The sequence below is a fragment of the Rhodococcus sp. W8901 genome, assembly GCF_013348805.1.
Classification (GTDB): Bacteria; Actinomycetota; Actinomycetes; order Mycobacteriales; family Mycobacteriaceae; genus Prescottella.
Genome location: NZ_CP054690.1, coordinates 1,802,627 through 1,825,911 on the forward strand (window position 1 = coordinate 1,802,627; position 23,285 = coordinate 1,825,911).

A 23,285-nucleotide genomic window follows, 5' to 3' on the forward strand; every position below is an offset into this window, starting at 1 on the left:
ATGGCACCAGACAGGAAGACCGGGGCCGCCCGGCGCAGTAGTTCCTCGGTGAAACACCGCGGTCCGATCATGTTGCGGCGCGACCGCAAGGTGGAGGCGACCACCACCGACCAGCGGCTCCTCGACCAGCGCGGGCCTACGGACTGGGTGCACACCGATCCGTGGCGGGTACTGCGGATCCAGAGCGAGTTCATCGAGGGCTTCGGCGCGCTCGCCGAGGTGCCGCGCGCCGTGACCGTGTTCGGGTCGGCCCGGACGGGGGAGGGCACCTCCGAGTACGCCGCCGCGCGCGAACTCGGCACGGCGCTCGCGGCGGCCGGATTCGCGATCATCACCGGCGGCGGACCCGGTGTCATGGAGGGCGCCAACCGCGGCGCCAGCGAGACCGGCGGATACTCGATCGGCCTCGGCATCGAGTTGCCGTTCGAGCAGGGACTCAACGAGTGGGTCGATCTCGGCATCAACTTCCGCTACTTCTTCGCGCGTAAGACGATGTTCGTGAAGTACTCGCAGGCGTTCATCTGCCTTCCCGGCGGATTCGGCACTCTCGACGAGCTGTTCGAGGCGCTGACGCTGGTGCAGACCCGCAAGATCACCCGGTTCCCGATCGTGCTGATCGGCACGGAGTTCTGGGGCGGGCTGATCGACTGGGTCCGCGGCACTCTCGAGCGGACCGGGAAGATCTCGCCCGGGGACGCCGATCTCATCCATGTCACCGACAGTGTCGAGGAGGCGGTCCGGATCGTCGTCGAGTCGCAGCACGGCGTGGACGAGGCGGCACTGCTGGGAGACGAGGACGAGTGGTGAGCACGAGCGACAAGAAGTTCAGCGTCTGCGTGTACTGCGCGTCGGGGCCCGTGGATCAGCAGTTCCTCCAGCTGGCATCCGAGGTGGGCACGGCGATCGGCCGCCGGGGATGGCAGTTGGTATCCGGCGGCGGCAACGTCTCGATGATGGGCGCCGTCGCGACCGCGGCCCGCGAAGCGGGCGCGTGGACCGTCGGCGTCATCCCGAAGGCGCTGGTGCACAAGGAGGTTGCGGACGTCGACGCCGACGAGCTGATCGTCACCGACACGATGCGTGAACGCAAGCGCATCATGGAGGACCGCGCCGGCGCATTCATCACGCTGCCCGGTGGGATCGGCACCCTCGAGGAACTGTTCGAGACCTGGACCGCCGGATACCTCGGTATGCACGAGAAGCCGGTGGTGATGCTCGATCCCGTCGACCACTTCCGCGGACTGCTGCACTGGCTCGAGGGGCTGCGCGGTCAGGGGTTCGTCGCGCAGCGTGCACTTGACGGGCTGATCGTCACGGGCGACGTCGAATCCGCGCTGGACGCCTGCGTGCGCTGAAAACGGTTCCTGTCGAGGGGTTCCGGGGGCGGGTCGTAAAGGTTACTGTGGAGTAAGAAACGTCCCCTTTCGACCCTCCCTGCCCCTTCCGACAAGGATGCCGATGAGTTCAGACGCCACCGCTTCGACGATCAGTCTCGTGCAGCTCGCGCTGCAACTGCCGCGGATGGCGACCGAACTCCCCAGCCTGGCGCGCGGGGCGCTGGGGATGACCCGCAAGCCGGAGTCGCGCGAGTCGATCGGCCGGGTGTTCCAGGAACTGGCCCGCCGCCAGCCGGATCAGCCGTTCATTCGCTTCGAAGGCGAGTCGATCGGCTACGGGGATGCCAATTCTCGGGTCAACCGCTACGCCGACGTCCTCGTACGGCACGGCGTCCGGCGCGGCGACGTCGTCGGGATTCTCATGAAGAACCGGCCCGAGACGTTGCTGCTGACCCTGGCGGTGGTCAAACTCGGCGCGGTCGCGGGCATGCTCAACCACAATCAGCGCGCCGATGTGCTGGCGCACAGCCTGTCCGTGCTGGACAGCCGGGTGCTGGTGGTGGGGGAGGAGTGCGGCGAGGCGATCGCCTCACTGGGGAGCGAGGTGCACGCGAAGGCTGTGTTGGCCGCAGTCGATCTGGACCGACTCGCGCAGGATGCGGACTCGTCGAACCCCGCTGTGTGCGAGCACATCCGGGGCACGGAGCGTGCCTTCTACATCTTCACCTCGGGCACGACCGGATTGCCGAAGGCCAGCCTGATGAGCCACTTCCGGTGGCTCAAGAGCATGTCCGGGCTGGGCGCGATGGGAGTTCGACTGCGCCGCAACGACACTCTGTACTGTGCGTTGCCGCTGTACCACAACAACGCGTTGACGGTGTCGCTGTCGTCGGTGCTCTCCGCCGGAGCCGCGATCGCGATCGGACGCACCTTCTCCGCCTCCCGGTTCTGGGACGACGCGAAGGCCAACCGGGCCACCGCGTTCGTCTACATCGGTGAGGTCTGCCGGTACCTCCTCAACCAGCCGCCCAGGGCGAACGACCGCGACAACGGAATCCGCCTGATGGTCGGCAACGGGCTCCGGCCGGAGATCTGGACCGAGTTCACCGAGCGCTTCGGCATCGAGCGAGTCGCCGAGTTCTACGGCGCCAGCGAGTGCAACATCGCGTTCGTCAACGCCCTCGGCGTCGACCGCACCGCAGGGGTGTGCCCGCTGCCGTACGCGGTGGTGGAGTTCGACCCCGAGACCGGGCGTGCGCGCCGCGACCCGAAGGGGAGGCTGCGGCGCGTCGGCACCGGCGAGGTGGGGCTGCTGCTGTCGAAGGTGACCGATCGGGCGCCGTTCGACGGCTACACCGACCCGGAGGCCAGCGAGAAGAAGCTGGTGCGGGACGGATTCAAGGACGGCGACTGCTGGTTCGACACCGGCGATCTCGTGCGCAGCCAGGGCTTCATGCACGTCGCGTTCGTGGACCGTCTGGGTGACACGTTCCGGTGGAAGGGCGAGAACGTCGCGACCACCGAGGTGGAGGGGGCGCTGTCCGCGCACCCCGCGATCGAGCAGTCGGTGGTGTACGGCGTCGCGGTGCCCGGCACGGACGGCAAGGCGGGGATGGCGGCGGTGACGGTGCGCTCGGGTCACGCGCTCGACGGCGTTCGGCTCGCCGAGGAGCTGTACACCCGGCTGCCGGCGTACGCGATCCCCCTGTTCGTGCGTGTCGTCGACTCGCTCGAGACGACGTCGACTTTCAAGAGCCGCAAGGTGGAACTGCGCGAGGAGGGGTACTCGTCGACCGTCGACGAGCTGTACGTGCTCGCCGGCCGGGGTGAGGGTTACCGGCCCGCATACGACGGATACGTGCGTGATGTCGCCGAGGGCAATGCTCCCCGGGCGTAACGTCCTCCCGCTCATGCGACTATGGGGGCATGGCACCGCGCCCCGCCTCCGGCGACGACTCGGCCGTCTCGGCCCCCGGACACGTCCTGCCCACCCTGTGTGGCAGGCCGGTCGTGACCGATCGCGCCCTCGTGATGGCGATCGTCAACCGCACCCCGGACTCCTTCTACGACCGCGGTGCGACGTTCTCGGACGAGGCGGCGATGGCGGCGGTCGATCGCGCGGTCGCGGAGGGTGCCGATCTCGTCGACATCGGGGGCGTGAAGGCGGGCCCCGGCGCGCTCGTCGACGCCGCGGAGGAGACGCGCCGCGTGGTGCCGTTCGTGGAGGCGATCCGGGCGCGCTACCCGGACGTGATCATCAGCGTGGACACGTGGCGCAGCGAGGTCGCCCGACTCGCGTGCGGTGAGGGTGCCGACCTGATCAACGACACGTGGGCGGGGGCCGACCCCGAACTGGTGGAGGTCGCGGCCGAACTCGGTGCCGGGATCGTCTGCTCGCACACCGGGGGAGCGGTACCGCGCACGCGCCCGCACCGCGTCCGCTACACCGACGTGGTCGCCGACGTCGTCGGCGAGGTGGTCGCCGCGGCCGAACACGCGTCGCGGCTGGGGGTGCGGGCGGACTCGATCCTGATCGATCCCACCCACGATTTCGGGAAGAACACCTTTCACGGGCTCGAATTGTTGCGTCGCGTGGAAGATCTCGTTAAGACCGGATGGCCCGTGCTGATGGCGCTCAGCAACAAGGACTTCATCGGGGAGACTCTGGGTGTGGAACTGGCCGAGAGGTTGGAGGGAACCCTGGCGGCGACTGCTCTGGCGGCCGCCGGTGGGGCCCGCGTATTCCGCGTCCACGAGGTTGCCTCGACCCGGCGTGTGGTCGACATGGTCGCCGCGATCATGGGAACCAGGCAACCCGTCCGCACCGTACGGGGGTTGGCATGAGCATCACCGAAGCGTCGCGCACCTGGACGGACGCCAACAGTTGGGACCACCCGGTCTGGAGCATCGCGGAACTCGAGCGGGCCAAGGCCGGGCGCACCGTGTCGGTGGTGCTGCCGGCCCTCAACGAGGAGAAGACGGTCGCCGGTGTCGTCGACACCATCCACCCGCTGCTGGGCGGACTCGTCGACGAGCTGATCGTCCTGGACTCGGGCTCGTGCGACGCGACGGCCGAGCGCGCCGCGGCCGCCGGGGCGACGGTGATCAGCCGGGAGGACGCCGTCCCGGGACTCGCTCCGGTGCCGGGCAAGGGCGAGGTGCTGTGGCGTTCCATCGCCGCGAGCACCGGTGACCTCATCGCCTTCGTCGACTCCGACCTGGTCGAGCCCGATCCGGCGTTCGTCCCCAAGCTGCTGGGTCCGCTGCTCACGGTCGACGGGATCCATCTGGTCAAGGGCTACTACCGACGTCCGTTGCGGGTCAGCGGCACCGAGGACGCCAACGGCGGAGGGCGGGTGACCGAACTGGTGGCCCGGCCGATGCTCGCGGCGCTGCGTCCCGAACTGACGTGCGTCCTGCAGCCGCTCGGTGGCGAGTACGCCGGCACGCGTGAGCTGCTGTCGTCGGTGCCGTTCGCGCCCGGCTACGGCGTCGAGATCGGGCTGCTGCTCGACACCTACGACCGTCTCGGGCTCGGCGCGATCGGCCAGGTCAATCTGGGTGTGCGCAAGCACCGGAACCGGCCGCTGTCCGAACTCGGCGTGATGAGCCGCCAGATCATCGGCACGATGCTGCGCCGGTGCGGTGTCGAGGACACCGGCGGCGGTCTGACCCAGTTCCTGGTGGACGGAGACTCGTTCGTGCCCGCCCGGACCGACGTCGCGCTCACCGATCGGCCGCCGATGAACACGATCCGTCCCTGACTGCCGCGCGCGGCGACGTTCCTGTCGGTGGTTCGTGACAGTATCGGGGCATGCTGACGGTCCTTCTGTACCTGTTGATCATGGTGCTGGTCGGTGGCCTGCTGTACTTCGCCGCGAGCATGGTGTTCGGCCGTTCCGAGGAGTTGCCGCCGCTGCCGGCCGGCACCACCGCGACGGTGCTCCCCGCCGAGGGCGTCACCGGCTCCGACGTGCGCGCGCTCCGATTCCAGCAGACGCTGCGCGGGTACAAGGCGAGTGAGGTGGACTGGGCGCTCGACCGTCTCGGTCGGGAGATCGATTCCCTGAGAGCGCAATTGGAGACTCGGGTAGGCCCTGCGCCGGCCGATCGCGGCGAGGCCGCGGACGGGTCCGACAGTGCGGAGCCGGAGCGGTGAGCGCCGTCGGGATCGACGTCGGCGCACCGCCGGAAGAGCGGGTGCGTTGCCCCTGGGCCACCGACACCGACGGCTCCCGAATCTACAGCGACTACCACGATTTCGAGTGGGGGCAGCCGCTGCACGGCCGCGACGAATTGTTCGAGCGGCTGTGCCTCGAGGCGTTCCAGTCGGGGCTGTCCTGGATCACCATCCTGCGCAAGCGGCCGGCGTTCCGGGACGCGTTCGCGGACTTCGACCCCGAGATCGTCGCGGCCTACACGGAGTCCGACGTCGACCGCTTGCTGGGCGACGCACGGATCGTCCGGAACCGGGCGAAGATCGAGGCCGTGATCGGCAATGCCCGTGCGGTCCTGGATTTGGCCGACACCGATCTCGACACGCTGTTGTGGTCGTTCGAACCGCCGCGGCGCGCGCGGCGGTTCGAGCGAGTCGACGATGTTCCGGCGGTCACGCCCGAGTCCACCTCGATGGCCAAGGAACTGAAACGTCGGGGCTTTCGTTTCGTGGGCCCTACCACGGCATATGCGCTCATGCAGGCCACCGGGATGGTCGACGACCACATCGCGGCGTGCTGGGTGGAACCCGGCCTGTGACGCTGTCTGATTCGGGTGGTTTTGTGCCTCAGCTTCCCGGCAACCCACTCGATAGGGAAGAATGGACTCCAGAGCCTCGCTAATTGCTGGCGAGGTATCCACGGTAACCCGAGGCGCTAGAAAAGTCCGGCGCAGATTTGGAGGGAGCAGAGGATGGCGGCCATGAAGCCCCGGACCGGGGACGGTCCCCTCGAGGCAACCAAAGAGGGACGAGGAATCGTCATGAGGGTTCCACTCGAGGGCGGTGGACGTCTGGTCGTCGAACTCACCCCGGAGGAAGCAGCAGCGCTCGGGGACGAACTCAAGGGTGTCACCAGCTAGCGGATCAACCCTCTTCGGCGTTCCGGCCGGGTCGGCAAGACGACCCGGCCGGAGACGTTGATGCGTGATCGGACGAACGGGTGATCTCCGGAAAGGGCACGGCGGTACAGGTGCTGGCGGATGTGTGCGCGCTACTCGCGTGCCCGCAGTGCGGCGACGAGTTGGATCTGGCCGATCGTGCCCTGGTGTGCGCGCGTGGCCACAGCTTCGACATCGCGCGGCAGGGATACGTCACGTTGCTGACCGGTGCCGCGACCAAGTTCACCGGGGACAGCCCCGAGATGATCGCTGCGCGCTGCGATTTCCTCGACGCAGGGCACTTCGACCCGCTCATGACCGCGGTCGCCGAGGCCGTCGTGCAGACGACGGACGATGGTGTCGATCCCCGCATCCTCGAGATCGGTGCCGGCACCGGGCATTATCTCGCCCGCGTCCTGGACGCGTCGGCGTCCGCGCAGGGCATCGGGCTCGACGTCTCCAAGCCCGCGGCGCGGCGACTGGCCCGGGCGCATCCGCGTGCCGCCGCCGTCGTCGCCGATGTGTGGCGGCAACTGCCCGTGCAGGACGCCGCCCTCACTCATGTCCTCTCGATCTTCGCGCCGCGCAACGCCGCCGAGATCGACCGGGTTCTGACGGACGGGGGCACCCTCGTCGTGCTCACACCCACGGACCGGCACCTCGTCGAGCTCGTGGAGCTGCTCGGCATGGTCAGGGTCGACGACCGCAAGGTCGAGCGGCTGGGAGAGACCGTCGCCGGACGGTTCGAACGGGTTCACCGCACGCCCGTCGAGACCCGGATGATGCTCTCGCACCGGGATCTCGAGAACCTCGTGGGAATGGGGCCGTCCGCCCGTCATCTCACGGCCGAGCGCCGAACCGATGCGATCGCGGCGCTGCCCCAACCGTTCCCGGTGACGGCATCGGTGGTCGTCTCGACCTATCGGCGGTCGAGGACCTCGGTGTAGACGTCCAGGGTCTGCTGCGCGATACGGGCCCACGAGAACTCCGCCGTCGCCCGCAGCCGGCCCGCCCGCCCCATCTCCGCGGCTCGGTCCGGATCGGTCGCCACCTCGTTGACGGCTGCCGCAAGCGCGTGCTCGAACGCCCCCGGCTCGTACGAGTTGTAGTGGACCAGCCGACCGGTGACGCCGTCCTCCACCACTTCGGGAATCCCGCCGACGTCGGAGGCGACCACCGCGGTTTCGCACGCCATGGCCTCGAGGTTCACGATCCCCAACGGTTCGTACACCGACGGGCACACGAATACCGTCGCGGCGGAGAGCATTTCCCGCACCTGCGTGGTGGGGAGCATGTCCCGGATCCAGAAGACCCCGCCGCGTCGCGCGGTGAGGCGCGCGACGGCCGCCTCGGTTTCCGCGGCCAACTCGGCGGTGTCGGGTGCACCCGCGCACAACACCAGCTGGATCGCCGGGTCGAAGTCGTGTGCCGCGGCGACCAGATGGCCGAGCCCCTTCTGCCGGGTGATCCGTCCGACGAAGACCACGATGGGCCGCGCGGGATCGATGCCGTGTGTCGCCAGCACCGAGACGGCGTTCGGCTCGGCCGGACCGGGATACCACGCGCCGGCGTCGATGCCGTTGTGCACCACGTGCACCCGGGCCGGATCGATCGCCGGATACGTGTCGAGGACGTCGGCACGCATGCCCGCGCTGACCGCGATCACCGCGTCGGCGTGCTCCATCGCGTTGCGCTCGGACCACGATGACACCCGGTAGCCGCCACCGAGCTGCTCGGCTTTCCACGGCCGCCGCGGCTCCAGGGAGTGCGCGGTGACGATGTGCGGGACGTCGTAGAGTTCGCCCGCCAGATGCCCGGCGAGACCGGTGTACCAAGTGTGCGAGTGCGCGACGTCGGCGCCGCCCACGGCGTACGCCATCCGCAGTTCGGCCGACAGGGTGCTCAGGGCCGGATTGGCGCCGGCGAGGGCGGGATCGGGGCCGTGGACGAACGCACCGTCGCGGGGCGCACCCATGCAGTGCACGTCGACATCGCACAGCCGCTGCAGGTGGGTGACCAGTTCGGTGACGTGGACACCGGCGCCACCGTAGATCTCCGGGGGGTACTCCTTCGTCATCATCGCGACCCGCACCGGCTAAACGTAACCGCCGGAACCCGTTCCGGCCAGCACGACCCCGCCTGTTCGGGGCAATGCTGGCGGCGGTCGGGGCTGGCCGATAGGTTGACGGGTGTGAGGAGTCAGCCCCATGTGCTCGGGATCGTGCTCGCCGGTGGCGAGGGTAAGCGCTTGTACCCGCTCACCGCTGACCGCGCCAAGCCCGCAGTCCCCTTCGGTGGCGCCTACCGCCTCATCGACTTCGTGCTCAGCAATCTGGTGAATGCGGGGTACCTACGGATCTGCGTGCTCACCCAGTACAAGTCGCATTCCCTCGACCGGCACATCTCGCAGACGTGGCGGCTGTCCGGATTCGCCGGCGAGTACATCACCCCGGTACCTGCGCAGCAGCGGTTGGGCCCCCGCTGGTACACGGGCAGCGCCGACGCGATCTTCCAATCCCTCAACCTGGTCTACGACGAGGATCCCGAGTACATCGTCGTCTTCGGTGCCGACCATGTGTACCGGATGGATCCCGAGCAGATGGTGCAGCATCACATCGACTCGGGCGCGGGGGTCACCGTCGCCGGGATCCGGGTACCGCGCAGCGAAGCGTTCGCGTTCGGATGCATCGACAGCGACGAGACCGGCCGGATCACCCAGTTCCTCGAGAAGCCCGCACACCCGCCGGGAACGCCCGACGACCCCAATGTGACGTTCGCCTCGATGGGCAACTACGTCTTCACCACGAAGGTTCTCGTCGACGCGATCCGCGCCGACTCCGAGAACTCCGATTCCGACCACGACATGGGCGGCGACATCATTCCGGCGCTCGTCGACGCCGGGCTCGCGTCGGTCTACGACTTCAAGAACAACGTGGTCCCCGGCGCGACGGACCGTGACCGCGGGTACTGGCGGGACGTGGGCACCATCGACGCGTTCTACGACGCGCACATGGACCTCGTCTCCGTCCATCCGGTGTTCAACCTCTACAACCGGCGCTGGCCGATCCGGGGCGGTGCCGAGAACCTGGCGCCGGCGAAATTCGTCAAGGGCGGACTGGCACAGGAGTCCGTCGTCGGTGCCGGGTCGATCCTGTCCGCGGCCACCGTCCGGAACTCGGTGCTCAGCTCCAACGTCATGGTCGAGGACGGCGCCACCGTCGAGGGCAGCGTCCTGATGCCCGGCGTCCGGGTCGGCAAGGGTGCCGTGGTACGCCGCGCCATCCTCGACAAGAACGTCGTGGTCGGCGAGGGCGAGATCATCGGTGTCGACCTCGAACGGGACCGCCAACGGTTCGCCGTCAGCAACGGCGGCGTCGTCACGATCGGAAAGGGCGTGTGGATCTAGCCGCCGCCGGACCGCGCGTCCAGGCCGGTGGCCTGGGCGTCAGTGCCGGGCGGCGCAGAGCAGACCGTCGCCCACCGGGAACAGCACGCGGGTGAGCCGGTCGTCGTCGGCGATGGTCCGCGCGGCCTCCCGGACCGCGACCGTGGTGGCATCGCGCTGGCCCGGATCGGCCACACGGCCGCCCAGCAGCGCGTTGTGGAGCACGATCACGCCACCCGGGCGCAGCAACCGCACGCCCTCACGGACGAAGTGCGGGTGGTCGGCAGGGCAGTTGTCGACGAACACCAGGTCGTAGGCCGAATCGGCGAGGCGCGGCAGAACATCGAGGGCGCGGCCGTTGATCAGGCGGGTCCGGGACGGCGCGATGCCGGCCACTCGGAACGCCTGCTTGGCGGCACGCTGATGTTCGGGTTCGCTGTCGATCGTGGTGAGGACGCCGTCCTCGCGCATGCCACGGAGCAGCCACAACCCGCTGACGCCGGCGCCGGTTCCGACCTCGACAACGGTCTTCGCATCGAGCATCCTGGTGAAGAGCGCGAGTGCGGCACCGACCGGCGCAGGTACCGGCTCGGCACCGAGTTCCGCGGCTCGGTCCCGTGCGGTGGTCAGCATCTCGTCCTCGAGGATCGTGTCCTCGGTGTGGGTGAGAATCCGTTCGGCGTTCGTGTGCACGCAATAGAGGCTAGCCGCGCCGCGTTCCCGATTCCTCGAGGCTCGCTCGTCTGGACCCGTCGAGGCTCGCCTCGGCGCCATTGTGAGGCCCACCTCGGTGACATCGCGAGGCTCGCCTCGGCAGAATTCTCAGCCCCCGCTCAGCTTGTTCATAGTGCGCACATATCGGGGTACGACAGGCTGAGTGCAACGCCGGACGACTAGACCGCACGGCGTGAAGATCACGCTCCTCGCGGGCGGTGGGAACAATTCCGAGTTCTCGGTAGTTGAACCTCCGCAATCCCGTGTCTCGTGATCAGCGGTCCTGAGTAGGAGGATCCACCCATCCTGATGATCAATGCCGAACGCACACCCACCGACACCGCCGAAGGAATCGCGGCGGGCACAGATTCTGGTGTGTCCGCAGTCGGCATCGATGTCGAATGCCCCGAACCGACCGGCACGGCCGCGTTCGACGCTACGGGTGACCGGGCCGCGATGCCGTCGTGGGACGAGTTGGTCCGCGAGCACGGCGACCGCGTCTACCGGCTGGCCTACCGCCTCTCGGGCAACGCGCAGGACGCCGAGGACCTGACGCAGGACACGTTCATCCGTGTCTTCCGGTCGCTGCAGAACTACCAGCCCGGCACGTTCGAGGGTTGGCTGCACCGGATCACCACGAACCTCTTCCTGGACATGGTGCGTCGTCGCAACCGCATCCGGATGGAGGCGCTGCCCGAGGACTACGACCGGGTCCCGTCGGATTCGCCGAACCCCGAGCAGATCTACCACGACGCGCGTCTGGCACCCGACCTGCAGTCGGCGCTGGATTCGCTGGCTCCCGAGTTCCGTGCCGCGGTGGTCCTGTGTGACATCGAGGGACTGTCGTACGAGGAGATCGGTGCGACACTGGGAGTCAAGCTGGGTACTGTTCGCAGCAGGATTCATCGCGGACGACAGGCATTGCGTGACCACCTGGCCGCGAATGGGAAGGTTGACTCCGATCAGATCGGTGTCGGGTAGTGGTGCAGGAGGGTTTGATGACGCAGGCGCGCAGACCTCGTCAGTTCGGCTCCACTGAACACCTGGCGAGCGAGGCGATCGCCTCGTACGTGGACGGCGAACTCCGCATGAATGCGTATCTGCGTGCCTCCCAGCACCTGGCCTTGTGTCCCGACTGCGCCGCGGAGGTCGATGCCCAGCAGCAGGCGCGGATCGCGCTGCGGCATGCCGGCGAGGTCGCCATGCCCAGTTCCCTGCTCGGTCTGCTGAGCCAGATTCCGCGCTGTCACGTGCCCGACCCCGAGGACACGCCCGCACGGGATTCCGCTCCGGGCATCATCTCGTTCGACCGGGACAGCGACATTTCCCGTCGCTGGCCGTTCCGTCGGCGCCGCTGACGGTGCCTCCCGGCACACCGCTGTCCTGATCGGTGATACTGGCATGCGTGACTGACGCACACGAGGGGGACATGCGCGCGTGACGGCTGATTCGAGCACGCCGGGGACGGCTGACGGCGACACCCCGGACACCGGCGGGCACGCGGGTTCCGCCCGTCAAGACGGGCCGCGGCTGGCTCCCCGCCCTGTGTATCGCCCCGACGTCGACCCCACGGCACAACACGCGTTCGGGCGTCCCGCGGGCGTGAGCGGTTCCTTCGTGCCGGAGGCCGAGCACCGCGCCACCGGCGCGCCCACGCTCCGCCTCGGTGCGCCCGACGCGGTCATGGCGGAGGCGTTCGGTCGTCCCGCCGGTGAGCCACATTCGCTGCAGCGCGGCCCCGAGGGCCCACCCGACGTCCCCGAGGACGCACCGGACGGCGATCCGTGGCGCGATCCCGAGGCCCCCGTCCGGCTCGGCGCTCCAGCTGAGGCCGCCACCGGTCCCGCGCCGCTGTCGGACGCCCCCAAGCTCGGCATCCGTGACGTCCTGTTGGGCGAACGCATCGAACGGAAGGCGCTCGTGGCCCTGGCGGCCACCGCGCTCGCGATCGGCCTGGTGGGCGGCCTGATCGCCACCGCGGTCACGTCGGACCGGGGGTCCCTCACGAGCGATCGGGTGACGCTGTCGCAGTCCGGCGGCGGCGAAGACGCCCCGCAGGGGCAGATCGCCACCGTCGCCGACGCCGTCCTGCCGTCGGTGGTGTCGATCCAGGTGGCACAGGGTGATCAGTCCGGAACCGGTTCGGGCGTCGTCGTCGACGGCGCGGGCTACGTCGTCACCAACAATCACGTCATCTCGATGGCCGCGACCAATCCGGGGGACTCGACGATCCGCGTCACGTTCTCCGACGGCACGAAGGTGCCGGCGCAGATCGTCGGCCGCGACATCAAGACCGACCTCGCGGTCCTCAAGACCGAGGCGGAGAACCTGACCGTCGCCGACCTCGGCCGGTCCGACGACGTGCGGGTGGGCCAGGACGTCGTGGCGGTCGGCTCCCCGCTGGGTCTGAACAAGACCGTGACCCGGGGCATCGTGAGCGCACTCCAGCGTCCGGTGCGGCTCAGCGGCGAGGGCACCGACACCGACGCCGTGATCGACGCCGTCCAGACCGACGCCGCGATCAACCCCGGCAACTCGGGTGGCCCCCTCGTCGACATGGAGGGCCGCGTGATCGGCATCAACTCGGCGATCCGATCCGAGAGCGGCGGCTCGGTGGGTCTCGGCTTCGCCATCCCGATCGACGACGTCACGGCGGTCGCGCAGGAACTGATCCGCAACGGCGTGATGCACCATCCGGAGATCGGCGTCAACGCCCGCACGGTCATCAACGACGCGACCAGCGGTGCCCAGGTCGCCAACGTGCAGTCCGGAAGTCCGGCGGAGGAAGCCGGCATCGTCGAGGGCGACGTGATCGTCAAGGTCGGTGATCGGACCGTGGCGAGCGCCGACGAGCTGGTCGTGGCCGTGCACGACCAGACGGTCGGTCAGCAGGTTCAGGTGCAGCTGGTCCGCTCCGGGCGGCTCGTCGACGTCCAGGTGACGCCCACATCGGACTGATGTGAGCGTCCAGTATGTGACGGGCATGTGATATTTGCGGATCACACGAGCGATTCCGGCGTCGGGCACGTACTCTGAACCCGTGTTTGGCAACATCGGCTGGGGCGAGTTCATGGTGCTCCTCATCGCAGCGCTCGTGATCCTCGGACCCGAGCGGCTTCCTGGCGCCGTCAGCTGGGTCACCAAGACGATGCGTCAGGTCCGGGACTACGCGGGCGGCGCCAGCCAGCAACTCAAGGACGAGCTGGGACCGGAGTTCGACGATCTCCGCAAGCCGCTGTCCGACCTCAACCAGCTGCGCGGCATGACGCCGCGCGCGGTCATCACCAAGCACCTGCTCGACGGTGACGACTCGATCATCAGCGGGACCTTCGGCGGCAAGCCCTTCGCGAACGGGTCCACGGGCCCGTCGTTGTCGAAGCAGGCGCCCTCGTCGCCGCCCCCTCGCGGCGAACGAGCGCCCGCCGGTCGACCCGGACGCCACGTAGCCGACCGGCCGCCACGTACACACGAGTAGGGCCCCCACGCGGATCGCGTGGGGGCCCTACTCGTCGGAGAAGCGCCTACAGGTGCCGGGTGGTGTCGATGCCGAGGGACATCCCGGCGAGGCCGCGGGCACGCACGGACAGCTTGTCGGCGATGTCGCGCAGCGCGCTGCCGGCCGGGGAATCGGGGGCGCTGAGCACGATCGGCATGCCGGCGTCGCCACCCTCGCGGACGGCCTGCTCGAGCGGAATCTGTCCCAGCAGGGGAACCTTCGCGCCGACGGCCTTCGTGAGACGGTCCGAGACGGCCTGCCCGCCACCCGAGCCGAACACCTCCATACGGGTGCCGTCGGGCAGTTCCATCCACGACATGTTCTCCACGACACCGGCGATGCGCTGGCGGGTCTGCAGCGCGATCGCGCCGGCCCGCTCGGCGACCTCGGCCGCGGCCTGCTGGGGCGTCGTGACGACGAGGATCTCGGCGCCGGGGATGAGCTGTGCGACGGAGATCGCGACGTCACCGGTGCCGGGCGGCAGGTCCAGCAGCAGCACGTCGAGATCGCCCCAGAAGACGTCCGCGAGGAACTGCTGCAGCGCGCGGTGCAGCATCGGTCCGCGCCACACGACCGGGGTGTTGCCCTGGGTGAACTGGGCGATCGAGATCAGCTTCACGTCGTGGGACTGCGGCGGCATGATCATCCGCTCCACCTGGGTGGGCTTGGCATCGGTGCCGAGCATGCGGGGCACGGAGTGGCCGTAGATATCGGCGTCGAGCACGCCCACCGACAGGCCCTTCGCGGCCATGGCCGCAGCGAGATTCACTGTGACGCTGGACTTTCCGACGCCACCCTTGCCGGACGCGACCGCGTAGACGCGGGTGAGCGAGCCGGGCTGGGCGAACGGGATCACCGGCTCGGTGGTGTCGCCGCGGAGCGAGCGGCGCAGCTCGGTCCGCTGCTCGTCGCTCATCACGTCGAGGTCGACGCGGATCGTGCCCGCGCCCTCGACGTCCGCGACGGCCTTGGTCACGCGTTCGGTGATCTCGGTACGCAGCGGGCAACCCGCGGTGGTGAGGTAGATGCCGATGTCGACACTGCCGTCGTCGCCGATCTCGATGCTCTTGACCATCCCGAGTTCCGTGATGGGTTTACGGATCTCGGGGTCCTGCACCCGCGACAGTGCGGTGCGGACGGCGGTCTCGCTCAGGGCTGCCATGCCCCCATGGTAGGCGGCGCCGTTATGCGACCGGGCCCGGTGGGGGTGCGGGTGCCTCCGCCGGTGCGGCGGGCGGGCAGAAGACGAGGCACGGCAGCGGCGGAAGCCCGGGGATGACGGGGAGGGGCATGGGCGCGGGCGCAGGTGCGGGGACCTGCTCGGCAGGCGGTGCCGCGGGTGCGGTGGGCGGTGTGGCCGACGTGGACTCGGGAGCCACGGCGGCCACCGATGCCGCCTCCGAATCGGGGGACCGCTCGGGCGGTGCGGGGGTGACGGGAACCGACGGGGCGGCTGTTCCGCCGGTCCGATAGGCCGCCGACCATCCGAGGACGTTCGCCATGTACGAGGCCGAGTTGTTGTAGCGCAGCACGGCGCGCGACGCCTGGGCCGGGTCGTTCAGATCGAGGCCGCCGGCACACAGGTACCGCGCCGCCGCGAGGGAGGCGTCGAAGACATTGTTGGGGTCCGCGACGCCGTCGCCGTTGCCGTCCGACGCGTAGCGCGCCCAGGTGCTCGGAATGAACTGCATCGGCCCGACGGCGCGGTCGTGCGTCGGATCACCGTCGAGCAGACCGCGATCGGTGTCGGTGATGATCTCGTTGCCGGCCAGGTGTCCGTTGAGGGTGGGGCCGAGGATCGGTGTGACGGTGGTGCCGGCCGCGTCGGTCTGGCCGCCACCCGCGTGGCCGGATTCGATCTTCCCGATGCCGGCGAGGAGGTTCCACTGCAGTCCGCAACCCGGCTGGGTGCTCGCCATCGTCAGCTCGGCCGACCGGTAGGCGTTGAGGACGATCTCCGGGATGCCGAGCGGGCCGACCACCACGGGGACCGGGACCGAGCGCGGCGCGGCGCCGGGCAGCAGGCTCGCCGGGTCCGGGATCGTCGGCGTCGCGGCCGGCTTCGCGGTGCGCAGTTGACGCTCGGGCCGGGGTGCGGCGGGGACCAGCCCCACGGTGGGGATGAGGGCGGCCTGCGCGGCCGGAGGCTCGGTGGTGGGATCCAGGTCGTGGGTCGCCGCGGCCGACGCGGACTCGGTGGGGGGAGCCTCGAACACGCCACCTATCGATGACGCTGCTGTCACGAATCCGGCAAGGACGAGGGCCGACACTCCGACAGTTCCACGCACACGCACTCGACAACCCCTCCTTGCAGGAACCCTGCATCCACGCTCACGTACCTCGTTCCGAGCGTTCCGTCGGATACATCTCGAACGATGTGACACACGTTACATATCGGTGACGGGTCGTGTCGGGGAACCGTGGCACCCGCGGGGATCGTCCGCTGTGTCCGGGCTACTTGCGCGCGGGGCGAGCCTTCGGGGATGGACCGGGTTCGCCGTCGTCGTCCTGTCGGGCGTCGCGTTCGGCGAGGATCTGCTTGAGGTCGTCGAGTTCGCGGCGCAGGTAGTCCCGGGTCGCGACCTCGCCCACCGCCAGCCGCAGCGCGGCCAGCTCGCGGGCCAGGAACTCGGTGTCCGCCTTGGTTTGTTCGGCGCGCGCCCGGTCCTCCTCGAGCGAGACGCGGTCGCGGTTCTCCTGCCGGTTCTGAGCCAGCAGGATCAGCGGCGCGGCGTACGCGGCCTGCGTCGAGAACGCGAGGTTCAGCAGGATGAACGGGTAGGGATCCCACTGCAGGCTCACCGCGAAGATGTTCAGCGCGATCCACACGATCACGATCACGGTCTGGATCAGTAGGTAACGGCCGGTGCCGAGGAACCGTGCGATGCTCTCGCTCACCCTGCCCACGGCCTCGACGTCGAAGTGCATGCGCAGCCCGCGAGTCCCGCGGGGGGTCTCGAGGCGCTGGCGTCCGGTCGGCTCACTCATCGCCGGCCTCCTCTTCACGCCAGTCCGTCGGCAGGAGGTGGTCGAGCACGTCGTCGACGGTCACCGCGCCGAGCAGATGGTGCTCGTCGTCGACGACGGGCGCGCACACCAGGTTGTAGGTGGCGAAGTACCGCGTGACGGTGGCGAGCGAGTCCTCGGGATCGAGTCGGGGCAGGTCGTCGTCGAGCACGCCGCCGACAAGGCTCGCGGGCGGCTCGCGGAGCAGCCGTTGCAGGTGGACGCACCCCAGATATCGCCCGGTCGGCGTCGCGGTCGGTGGCCGCACCACGAAGACCATGCTGGCGAGCGCGGGGGTCAGGTCGGCGTTGCGGGCGCGGGCCAGCGCCTCGGCGACCGTCGTGGACGGCGTCAGGACCACCGGCTCGGGCGTCATGAGACCGCCCGCGGTGTCGGGGGAGTGCTCGAGGAGACGACGGACCGGGGCGGAGTCCTCCGGATCCATCAGCTGCAGCAACGACTCGGCGTCGGTCTCGGGGAGCTCGCCGAGGAGGTCGGCGGCGTCGTCGGGGTCCATCGCCTCGAGCACGTCCGCCGCGCGTTCGACCTCGAGGTGGAGCAGCAGGTCGGTCTGGTCGTCGGCGGGCAGCTCCTGCACGACGTCGGCGAGGCGTTCGTCGTCGAGCGCGAATGCCACCTCGTGGCGGCGCTTCTCGGGCAGCTCGCGCATCGCGTGCGCGACGTCGGCGGGGCGCATGCCCTCGAACTGCATCAGCAGCTGGGAGACGCCCTGGCCCGGCATCGACAGGGCGGTCGGGGTCAGCCCGTGCACGTGCTGCCAGTCGACGACGTGGATCGCGGAGCGGCGGCCGAGTCGCCCGCGCGGAGCACGCACCGCGACCCGGGAGACCACCCAGTCGCGGGTGCGGGTGAGCTCGATCCCGAGGTCGACGATCACCGCATCGGTTCCGATGGTCTCGGTGACCTCCGGATCGTCGATCCGGACGCGGGAATCGAGAACCTGGGCGAGTGCCAGGATCTCGGTCGGACGCTGGGTGAAGCGGCGCAGACTGACGTTGCCGGTCTTGAGGGTGACCGACGCCGGTTCGATCGCGGTGACGCGGAGCATGGGCACGAAAATTCTCTTGCGCGTGAACATTTCGATGACCAGACCCAGCACCCGGGGCGGTTGTCGGCCTATTCGGATTGTCAGGACCACGTCCCGCACACGCCCGATCGACTCGCCGTCCGGTCCGAGAACCACCAGGCCGGCGAGCCTGGCTGCGAATACCTTGTTCACAGCTGCCATGATGAAAAGGCTAGATCCTTGCTGTGTGATCCACTGAATTCGGAGGGCCGTCGGTCATGACTTCTCGTATCAGGCCGCGTCGGTCCGTCCTGGCGGTGCCGGGTTCGAGCCGGAAGATGATCGACAAGGCGAAGGGTCTGCCTGCCGACGAGATCTTCCTCGACCTCGAGGACGCGGTGGCGCCGATCGCGAAGGCCGAGGCGCGGGCGCGGATCGTCGACGCGCTCAACGAGGACGGGTGGGGCGAGCAGATCAAGGTGGTGCGGGTCAACGACTGGACCACCGAGTGGACCCACGCGGACATCGCGACCGTGGTCGGCGGCGCGGGCGCCAATCTCGACGCCGTGCTGCTGCCGAAGGTGCCCGACGCCAGTCACGTTCAGGCCCTCGACCTGCTGCTGACGCAGATCGAGAAGGCCAACGGCCTCGAGGTGGGCCGGATCGGCATCGAACCGCAGATCGAGAATGCGATCGGCCTGACGAACATCAACGCGATCGCGACCGCCAGCCCGCGCGTCCAGACGCTCGTGTTCGGTCCGGCGGACTTCATGGCCAGCATCAACATGCGCACGCTCGTGGTCGGCGAGCAGCCCGACGGGTACGACCGCGGCGACGCCTACCACCACATCCTGATGACGATCCTGATGGCCGCGCGGGCGCACGACCTGCAGGCCATCGACGGCCCGTACCTGCAGATCCGGGACGTCGACGCGTTCCGTCGCTCCGCGCAGCGGACGGCCGCACTGGGGTTCGACGGCAAGTGGGTCCTGCACCCCACCCAGATCGACGCCGCGAACGAGGTCTTCAGCCCGCGGCAGCAAGACTTCGACCAGGCGGAGATGATCCTCGACGCCTACCAGTTCCACACCTCCGCGGAGGGTGGCGGACGCGGTGCGGTCATGCTCGGTGACGAGATGATCGACGAGGCGAGCCGCAAGATGGCCCTGGTGATCTCGGCGAAGGGGCGCGCGGCCGGCATGGCGCGCACGTCGGGGTTCACGCCGCCCGCGAACGGGTAGGCGCTCGTCGCTCGGTGCGGGCACAATTGATATCAAGAACCGGACATCGGTAGAACCGGACATATCGCACGCCCCCGAGCAGAAGAGACGAAGACGATGACGAATCCACTCTCGCAGCCGAACCGACAGGGCCGCGGGCTACCGACGCCGCCCACCGGCTGGCCCATCGGTTCGTATCCGACGTACGCCGAGGCGCAGCGCGCCGTGGACTACCTGTCGGATCAGGAGTTCTCGGTCGAGGACGTCACGATCGTCGGCGTCGACCTGATGCAGGTCGAGCGCGTGCTCGGCAGGCTGACCTGGGCCAAAGTCATTGGTGGCGGCATCGTTTCGGGTGCCTGGCTGGGCGTGTTCTTCGGCCTCCTGCTCGGCATCTTCACCGGCGGATTCCTCGGACCGTTGCTGGTGGGCGTGTTCGGCGGCATCATCTTCGGGCTGATCTCCACCACAATCCCGTACGCGGCGGCCCGTGGCACGCGCGACTTCTCGTCGACGATGCAGTTGGTGGCCGGACGTTACGACGTGCTGTGCGACCCGAAGACGGCGGAGTCCGCCCGCGACATGCTGGCCAAGCTTGCGCTCTAGCCGACCGGCGCCGCTTCCGCACCGGCCTGCCGGCGCCGGTGGGACTTCGCGGTAGCGAGGAACACCAGCAGGGTCGCGGCCACAGCGCATCCGGCACCGATCGCGAACGCGATCAGGTAGGCGTCCACCGTGGCTACACCGGCGGCAGTGTGGGTCGTGAGCAGGGTCGCCAACAGGGCGCTCGCGACGCTGCTGCCGACGGTCCGGGCGATCGAGTTGACGCTGTTGGCGACGCCCGTCAGGCCCGGTTCCACCTCCGCGACCAGCAACGCGGGCAGGGACGCGTACGACAGGCTCGTGAACGCGCACATCAGCATCGACGCGCACACCACCTGCCACGCGTGCTCGTGCGCCACGATCATCGAACCGAACCCGAGCACCCCGAGCACGGATGCCGCCGCCATCACGCTGCGCGGGCCGAACCGGGTGATGAGCATGCCGCTGCAGATCGACGCGATCACGCCCACGGTCGCGCCGGGGAGGATGAACATCACGCTGGCGCGCATCGGATCGGCGTCGAAGCCGTAGCCGGCGACCCCGAGGGAACTCTGCACGAAGTACATCACCGCCGTGACGTTGACGAACATTCCGGCGCCGACGAGCAGACCGGCCAGGTGGGTGAACAGCACGGGCCGGCGAGTGAGCATCTCGGTCGGCACGAGCGGCTGGCCGATCCGGCGTTCGAGGGCGAACCAGACGCCCAGCACGACGAGGCCGCCGAAGGCGCAGCCGATCGTCGCGGGCGAGGTCCAGCCCCACCGGACGCCCTCGGCCAGCGGCATCAGCAGCAGCACCAGCCCCGCGCCGAGCAGTGCGGCGCCGGCCCAGTCCACCCGACCGGGGGTGGGGTTCGGGCGGGACGGCACCGTCGCGACGACGCCGACGAGCGCGATGATCGTCATGCCTGTCGCGAGCCAGAACACTCGTCGGTAGTCGGTGCCCTCCGAGACGAGCAGTCCGGTCAGGACCATGCCGATGGCGCCGCCGAAACCGAGCGTGCCGGACAGCAGGCCCATCGCGGACGTCAGCCGCTTCGGCGTGAACTCGTCGCGCAGAATCGCGATACTCACCGGGAAGGCTGCGAACGACAGACCCTGCAGCACGCGTGCGACCAGCAGCCACGGCAGCGACTCGGTGACGGCCCCGATGATCGACCCGACCAGCACGATCACCAGGACGCCCAGCAGGACCGTCCGCTTGCGGCGCAGATCCGCCATCCGGCCCGCTATCGGTGTGGTGACCGCCGCCGCGAGGAAGCTCGCGGTGAGCGTCCAGCCGATCGCGGTCGTGTCGACGTCGAGCTGGTGGCCGATCACACCGGACAGGGGGATGACGATGGTCTGCTGGACCGACGCGACGAGGATGACGAAGCAGAGCGTGGCGGTCAGGGCGGTGCCGGGCGGGCGGGTTTCATTGCGGGGCAAGGGGACTCCTGGACGAATCTGAACGAGATCGAGCAAAGGGCGGAGCAAGGTGTGCGCGAGGCAAGGGGGAGTGCAAATTGGTTAATTCATCTAACTAGTGCGTCGGGTAGGGGATGTCCAGTCGGCTTCCCTGTGGTCGGGAGAGGATCGAAGTAGGTTCGAGCCCATGAACGTTCGACGCCCGAGCCCGACCACCGTTCGGCCCCACGCGTTGTCGCAGCGTTCGGCAGGGCGGGCAACGCTCGCGCGTCAGCACCTACTGCGGCGCAGCGCCGGCGACACGCTCACGACGGTGGAGCACCTGTACGGCGTCCAGGCGCAGTCCCCGTCGGCGCCGTACTTCGCGTTGTGGTCGCGGCTGAAGGGATTTCGGCCCGAGCATCTCGCCAGGCTGATCGAACGCGGCGAGGTGGTCCGCATCGCCTTGACGCGTGGCACCGTCCATCTGGTGACCGCCGACGATGCGTTCGCGCTCCGGGCTCTCGTCCAGCCGCTCTTCGACCGCGATCTCGACACCACTACGCAACACGCCCCGCACCTGGCCGGAATCGACCGGGTCGAACTCGCGGCGGTCGGACGGCGACTCGTCGAGCAAGAGCCCCGCACGATGGCACAGTTGCGCCCGCTGCTGGCCGAGTGTTGGCCCGGACGTGACCCGAACGCCCTCGCGCACGGGGTGCGCGGGCTGGTCCCGCTCGTGCAGCTTCCACCCCGCGGACTGTGGGGCCGGTCGGGGTCTGCGGTGTGCACCACACTGGACTCGTGGGTGGGCAGGTCCGCGGCGTCGGCCCCCTCGGTGGAGCAGATGGTGCTCCGGTACCTCGCGGCGTACGGTCCCGCGAGCGTGCGCGATGTCCAGGCCTGGTCCGGCCTCACCCGGCTGGGGGAGGTGGTCGACCGCCTGCGGCCCGGGCTCGAACGATTCTCGTCGGAGGCGGGGGCCGAGCTGTTCGACCTTCCGGACGCTCCGCGGCCCGACGCCTCGGTCCCGGCCCCGGTGCGGTTCCTCGCGCCGTACGACAACATGCTGCTCTCGTACGCCGATCGCACGCGTTTCCTCGCCGACGAGCACAGGCGGGCGCTGTTCACGCAGAACGGGATCGTCAAGCCCGCGCTGCTCGTCGGCGGCACTGTCGCCGGATGGATCGCAGCGCGGATGGAGGGTGCGACCGCGGTGCTCGAGGTCTCGACCTTCCGGACCCTCGCCCGCACCCACGCGGCGGCCGTGGAGGCGGAGGGGCGGCGTCTGCTGCGCTTCGCCCACCCGGAGGCCGAGACGTTCGATGTGCGGATCGGGCGAGCGGAGTGAGCCTCGCGCGCCCGGGTGTTAGATGGGTGTGTGACTGACAGCGTTATCTCCGCCGTACGCGCACATCTCGACGAATACATCGGCGGGCCGGAGCCGACCGCCGCGTCCGTGACGTTCCTCGGAGTCGAACCCGTCGATGTCCTCCGCTACCCCGGCGACGGTGATGGTCCGGTCCGCTACGCGAGCCTGGGGTGCTCGCGGCACCCGATGGGCGATCCGAGCGACATGATCGCCGACCCGACACGTGGTCCGCGCGCCGAACTGGTGCTCAGCCTCGTCGGCGGCGCGGGCGTCGCGTCCGGCGTGCACCGCACGCTGGCCGTCCTCGCCGCTGCACCGTCCGTCGAGGGCGTGGTCCTCAAGCCGGACGGCCTGATCGACCTGGGGGAGCCGCTGTGGAAGGGCGTGCCGTTCACCGCGGTTCTGCTGGGGCCCAGCGAGATCCCGGACCTGGTGCTGCCCGAACCTCTGGACCCCGTCCAGTTCCTCTCGGTGGTGCCGTTGACCGGAACCGAGGCGGCGTGGGTGCGTCTGCGCGGCGCCGCCGCGCTGCGTGAGGCCTGGGCGGAGGCCGGAATCGACGTGCGCGACCCCGATCGGGGCGCCGCCGCCTTGTGACCCGCCGGTAAAGCGGGCGCAGCGCACATCTTTCGGACCTGACACACTG

General features: G+C 69.3%; 25 protein-coding genes. 18 read left to right on the top strand and 7 right to left on the bottom strand.

The window, feature by feature from the left end; all coding sequences use genetic code 11:
• From HUN07_RS08660 to HUN07_RS08700, 9 genes are all read left to right on the top strand, one after another.
• Complete coding sequence (locus tag HUN07_RS08660) at positions 1–807, top strand: TIGR00730 family Rossman fold protein (protein ID WP_174909123.1); 807 nt, start codon at positions 1–3, stop codon at positions 805–807.
• Positions 801–1,355, top strand: coding sequence for a TIGR00730 family Rossman fold protein (locus HUN07_RS08665; protein ID WP_174909125.1), 555 nt, complete (start codon positions 801–803; stop codon positions 1,353–1,355). Before HUN07_RS08660 ends, HUN07_RS08665 begins: the two co-directional genes overlap by 7 nt.
• A gap of 103 nt (positions 1,356–1,458) precedes the next feature.
• A complete protein-coding gene (locus HUN07_RS08670; RefSeq protein ID WP_174909127.1) occupies positions 1,459–3,234 on the top strand; it encodes a long-chain-acyl-CoA synthetase in 1,776 nt (591 codons plus the stop codon).
• Positions 3,235–3,263: 29 nt separating this feature from the next.
• Positions 3,264–4,181, top strand: coding sequence for a dihydropteroate synthase (gene folP / locus HUN07_RS08675; RefSeq protein WP_174909129.1), 918 nt, complete (start codon positions 3,264–3,266; stop codon positions 4,179–4,181).
• A complete protein-coding gene (locus HUN07_RS08680) occupies positions 4,178–5,101 on the top strand; it encodes a glucosyl-3-phosphoglycerate synthase (RefSeq protein ID WP_114718444.1) in 924 nt (307 codons plus the stop codon). Before folP ends, HUN07_RS08680 begins: the two co-directional genes overlap by 4 nt.
• 50 nt (positions 5,102–5,151) lie before the next feature.
• Positions 5,152–5,496, top strand: a complete 345-nt coding sequence (locus HUN07_RS08685; protein ID WP_114718445.1) for a DivIVA domain-containing protein — start codon at positions 5,152–5,154, stop codon at positions 5,494–5,496.
• Positions 5,493–6,092 (top strand): DNA-3-methyladenine glycosylase I, encoded by a 600-nt coding sequence (locus tag HUN07_RS08690; protein ID WP_254622857.1) that lies wholly within the window; start codon positions 5,493–5,495, stop codon positions 6,090–6,092. The genes HUN07_RS08685 and HUN07_RS08690 overlap by 4 nt, the downstream gene beginning before the upstream one ends.
• 153 nt (positions 6,093–6,245) lie before the next feature.
• Positions 6,246–6,413 (top strand): DUF3117 domain-containing protein, encoded by a 168-nt coding sequence (locus HUN07_RS08695; protein ID WP_003931055.1) that lies wholly within the window; start codon positions 6,246–6,248, stop codon positions 6,411–6,413.
• 110 nt (positions 6,414–6,523) lie between these two features.
• Positions 6,524–7,378: a putative RNA methyltransferase gene (locus HUN07_RS08700; protein WP_174914555.1), complete on the top strand. Its 855-nt coding sequence runs from the start codon at positions 6,524–6,526 to the stop codon at positions 7,376–7,378.
• Here the strand turns inward: HUN07_RS08700 and glgA are convergent.
• Complete coding sequence (glgA, locus tag HUN07_RS08705) at positions 7,351–8,523, bottom strand: glycogen synthase (protein WP_174909131.1); 1,173 nt, start codon at positions 8,521–8,523, stop codon at positions 7,351–7,353. The two genes, HUN07_RS08700 and glgA, sit on opposite strands and share 28 nt — an antisense overlap.
• 99 nt (positions 8,524–8,622) lie before the next feature.
• On the opposite strand from glgA, the gene glgC reads away from it, so the two are divergent.
• Positions 8,623–9,837 carry a glucose-1-phosphate adenylyltransferase gene (gene glgC, locus HUN07_RS08710; RefSeq protein ID WP_114718447.1) on the top strand — a complete coding sequence of 405 codons (1,215 nt, stop codon included), beginning with the start codon at positions 8,623–8,625 and terminating at the stop codon, positions 9,835–9,837.
• Positions 9,838–9,876: 39 nt separating this feature from the next.
• Here the strand turns inward: glgC and HUN07_RS08715 are convergent, their stop codons facing one another.
• Positions 9,877–10,509, bottom strand: a complete 633-nt coding sequence (locus tag HUN07_RS08715; RefSeq protein WP_174909133.1) for an O-methyltransferase — start codon at positions 10,507–10,509, stop codon at positions 9,877–9,879.
• Between the two features lie 330 nt (positions 10,510–10,839).
• On the opposite strand from HUN07_RS08715, the gene sigE reads away from it, so the two are divergent.
• From sigE to tatB, 4 genes are all read left to right on the top strand, one after another.
• Positions 10,840–11,511 carry an RNA polymerase sigma factor SigE gene (gene sigE / locus HUN07_RS08720; protein ID WP_114718449.1) on the top strand — a complete coding sequence of 224 codons (672 nt, stop codon included), beginning with the start codon at positions 10,840–10,842 and terminating at the stop codon, positions 11,509–11,511.
• Between the two features lie 17 nt (positions 11,512–11,528).
• Positions 11,529–11,888, top strand: coding sequence for an RNA polymerase subunit sigma-70 (locus HUN07_RS08725; RefSeq protein ID WP_174909134.1), 360 nt, complete (start codon positions 11,529–11,531; stop codon positions 11,886–11,888).
• A gap of 79 nt (positions 11,889–11,967) precedes the next feature.
• Complete coding sequence (locus HUN07_RS08730; RefSeq protein WP_174909136.1) at positions 11,968–13,488, top strand: S1C family serine protease; 1,521 nt, start codon at positions 11,968–11,970, stop codon at positions 13,486–13,488.
• A gap of 82 nt (positions 13,489–13,570) precedes the next feature.
• On the top strand, positions 13,571–14,005 hold the full coding sequence (gene tatB, locus HUN07_RS08735) for a Sec-independent protein translocase protein TatB (protein ID WP_174909138.1): 435 nt from the start codon (positions 13,571–13,573) through the stop codon (positions 14,003–14,005).
• A 46-nt stretch (positions 14,006–14,051) separates the two neighbouring features.
• Here the strand turns inward: tatB and HUN07_RS08740 are convergent, their stop codons facing one another.
• From HUN07_RS08740 to HUN07_RS08755, 4 genes are all read right to left on the bottom strand, one after another.
• Positions 14,052–15,188 carry an Mrp/NBP35 family ATP-binding protein gene (locus HUN07_RS08740; protein ID WP_114718452.1) on the bottom strand — a complete coding sequence of 379 codons (1,137 nt, stop codon included), beginning with the start codon at positions 15,186–15,188 and terminating at the stop codon, positions 14,052–14,054.
• Between the two features lie 22 nt (positions 15,189–15,210).
• Complete coding sequence (locus HUN07_RS08745; protein WP_254622858.1) at positions 15,211–16,242, bottom strand: lytic transglycosylase domain-containing protein; 1,032 nt, start codon at positions 16,240–16,242, stop codon at positions 15,211–15,213.
• Positions 16,243–16,480: 238 nt separating this feature from the next.
• Positions 16,481–17,014 (bottom strand): DUF1003 domain-containing protein, encoded by a 534-nt coding sequence (locus HUN07_RS08750; protein WP_114718454.1) that lies wholly within the window; start codon positions 17,012–17,014, stop codon positions 16,481–16,483.
• Complete coding sequence (locus HUN07_RS08755) at positions 17,007–18,281, bottom strand: magnesium transporter MgtE N-terminal domain-containing protein (RefSeq protein ID WP_114718455.1); 1,275 nt, start codon at positions 18,279–18,281, stop codon at positions 17,007–17,009. Before HUN07_RS08755 ends, HUN07_RS08750 begins: the two co-directional genes overlap by 8 nt.
• Before the next feature lie 56 nt (positions 18,282–18,337).
• Here HUN07_RS08755 and HUN07_RS08760 point away from each other — a divergent pair, with 56 nt between their 5' ends.
• Both HUN07_RS08760 and HUN07_RS08765 read left to right on the top strand, forming a co-directional pair.
• Positions 18,338–19,300, top strand: coding sequence for an HpcH/HpaI aldolase/citrate lyase family protein (locus tag HUN07_RS08760; RefSeq protein WP_174909142.1), 963 nt, complete (start codon positions 18,338–18,340; stop codon positions 19,298–19,300).
• A gap of 96 nt (positions 19,301–19,396) precedes the next feature.
• The gene (locus HUN07_RS08765; RefSeq protein WP_114718457.1) at positions 19,397–19,885 is read left to right on the top strand and encodes a general stress protein; all 489 of its coding nucleotides are present in this window, start codon (positions 19,397–19,399) and stop codon (positions 19,883–19,885) included.
• Here the strand turns inward: HUN07_RS08765 and HUN07_RS08770 are convergent.
• Positions 19,882–21,309 (bottom strand): MFS transporter, encoded by a 1,428-nt coding sequence (locus HUN07_RS08770; protein WP_174909144.1) that lies wholly within the window; start codon positions 21,307–21,309, stop codon positions 19,882–19,884. The two genes, HUN07_RS08765 and HUN07_RS08770, sit on opposite strands and share 4 nt — an antisense overlap.
• 166 nt (positions 21,310–21,475) lie before the next feature.
• Here HUN07_RS08770 and HUN07_RS08775 point away from each other — a divergent pair, with 166 nt between their 5' ends.
• Positions 21,476–22,618 carry a winged helix DNA-binding domain-containing protein gene (locus HUN07_RS08775; RefSeq protein WP_174909146.1) on the top strand — a complete coding sequence of 381 codons (1,143 nt, stop codon included), beginning with the start codon at positions 21,476–21,478 and terminating at the stop codon, positions 22,616–22,618.
• A 30-nt stretch (positions 22,619–22,648) separates the two neighbouring features.
• A complete protein-coding gene (locus HUN07_RS08780) occupies positions 22,649–23,236 on the top strand; it encodes a suppressor of fused domain protein (protein ID WP_114718460.1) in 588 nt (195 codons plus the stop codon).
• Positions 23,237–23,285 lie beyond the last annotated feature (49 nt).

Excerpts from the sequence above, each read along its gene's own strand:
- HUN07_RS08740 (WP_114718452.1), bottom strand. The coding sequence starts at position 15,188 with ATGGCAGCCCTGAGCGAGACCGCCGTCCGCACCGCACTGTCGCGGGTG.
- HUN07_RS08660 (WP_174909123.1), top strand. The coding sequence starts at position 1 with ATGGCACCAGACAGGAAGACCGGGGCCGCCCGGCGCAGTAGTTCCTCG.
- sigE (WP_114718449.1), top strand. The coding sequence starts at position 10,840 with ATGATCAATGCCGAACGCACACCCACCGACACCGCCGAAGGAATCGCG.
- HUN07_RS08760 (WP_174909142.1), top strand. The coding sequence starts at position 18,338 with ATGACTTCTCGTATCAGGCCGCGTCGGTCCGTCCTGGCGGTGCCGGGT.
- HUN07_RS08680 (WP_114718444.1), top strand. The coding sequence starts at position 4,178 with ATGAGCATCACCGAAGCGTCGCGCACCTGGACGGACGCCAACAGTTGG.
- HUN07_RS08775 (WP_174909146.1), top strand. The coding sequence starts at position 21,476 with ATGAACGTTCGACGCCCGAGCCCGACCACCGTTCGGCCCCACGCGTTG.
- HUN07_RS08685 (WP_114718445.1), top strand. The coding sequence starts at position 5,152 with ATGCTGACGGTCCTTCTGTACCTGTTGATCATGGTGCTGGTCGGTGGC.
- folP (WP_174909129.1), top strand. The coding sequence starts at position 3,264 with ATGGCACCGCGCCCCGCCTCCGGCGACGACTCGGCCGTCTCGGCCCCC.
- HUN07_RS08765 (WP_114718457.1), top strand. The coding sequence starts at position 19,397 with ATGACGAATCCACTCTCGCAGCCGAACCGACAGGGCCGCGGGCTACCG.
- HUN07_RS08755 (WP_114718455.1), bottom strand. The coding sequence starts at position 18,281 with ATGGCAGCTGTGAACAAGGTATTCGCAGCCAGGCTCGCCGGCCTGGTG.
- HUN07_RS08725 (WP_174909134.1), top strand. The coding sequence starts at position 11,529 with ATGACGCAGGCGCGCAGACCTCGTCAGTTCGGCTCCACTGAACACCTG.
- HUN07_RS08695 (WP_003931055.1), top strand. The coding sequence starts at position 6,246 with ATGGCGGCCATGAAGCCCCGGACCGGGGACGGTCCCCTCGAGGCAACC.
- HUN07_RS08670 (WP_174909127.1), top strand. The coding sequence starts at position 1,459 with ATGAGTTCAGACGCCACCGCTTCGACGATCAGTCTCGTGCAGCTCGCG.
- HUN07_RS08750 (WP_114718454.1), bottom strand. The coding sequence starts at position 17,014 with ATGAGTGAGCCGACCGGACGCCAGCGCCTCGAGACCCCCCGCGGGACT.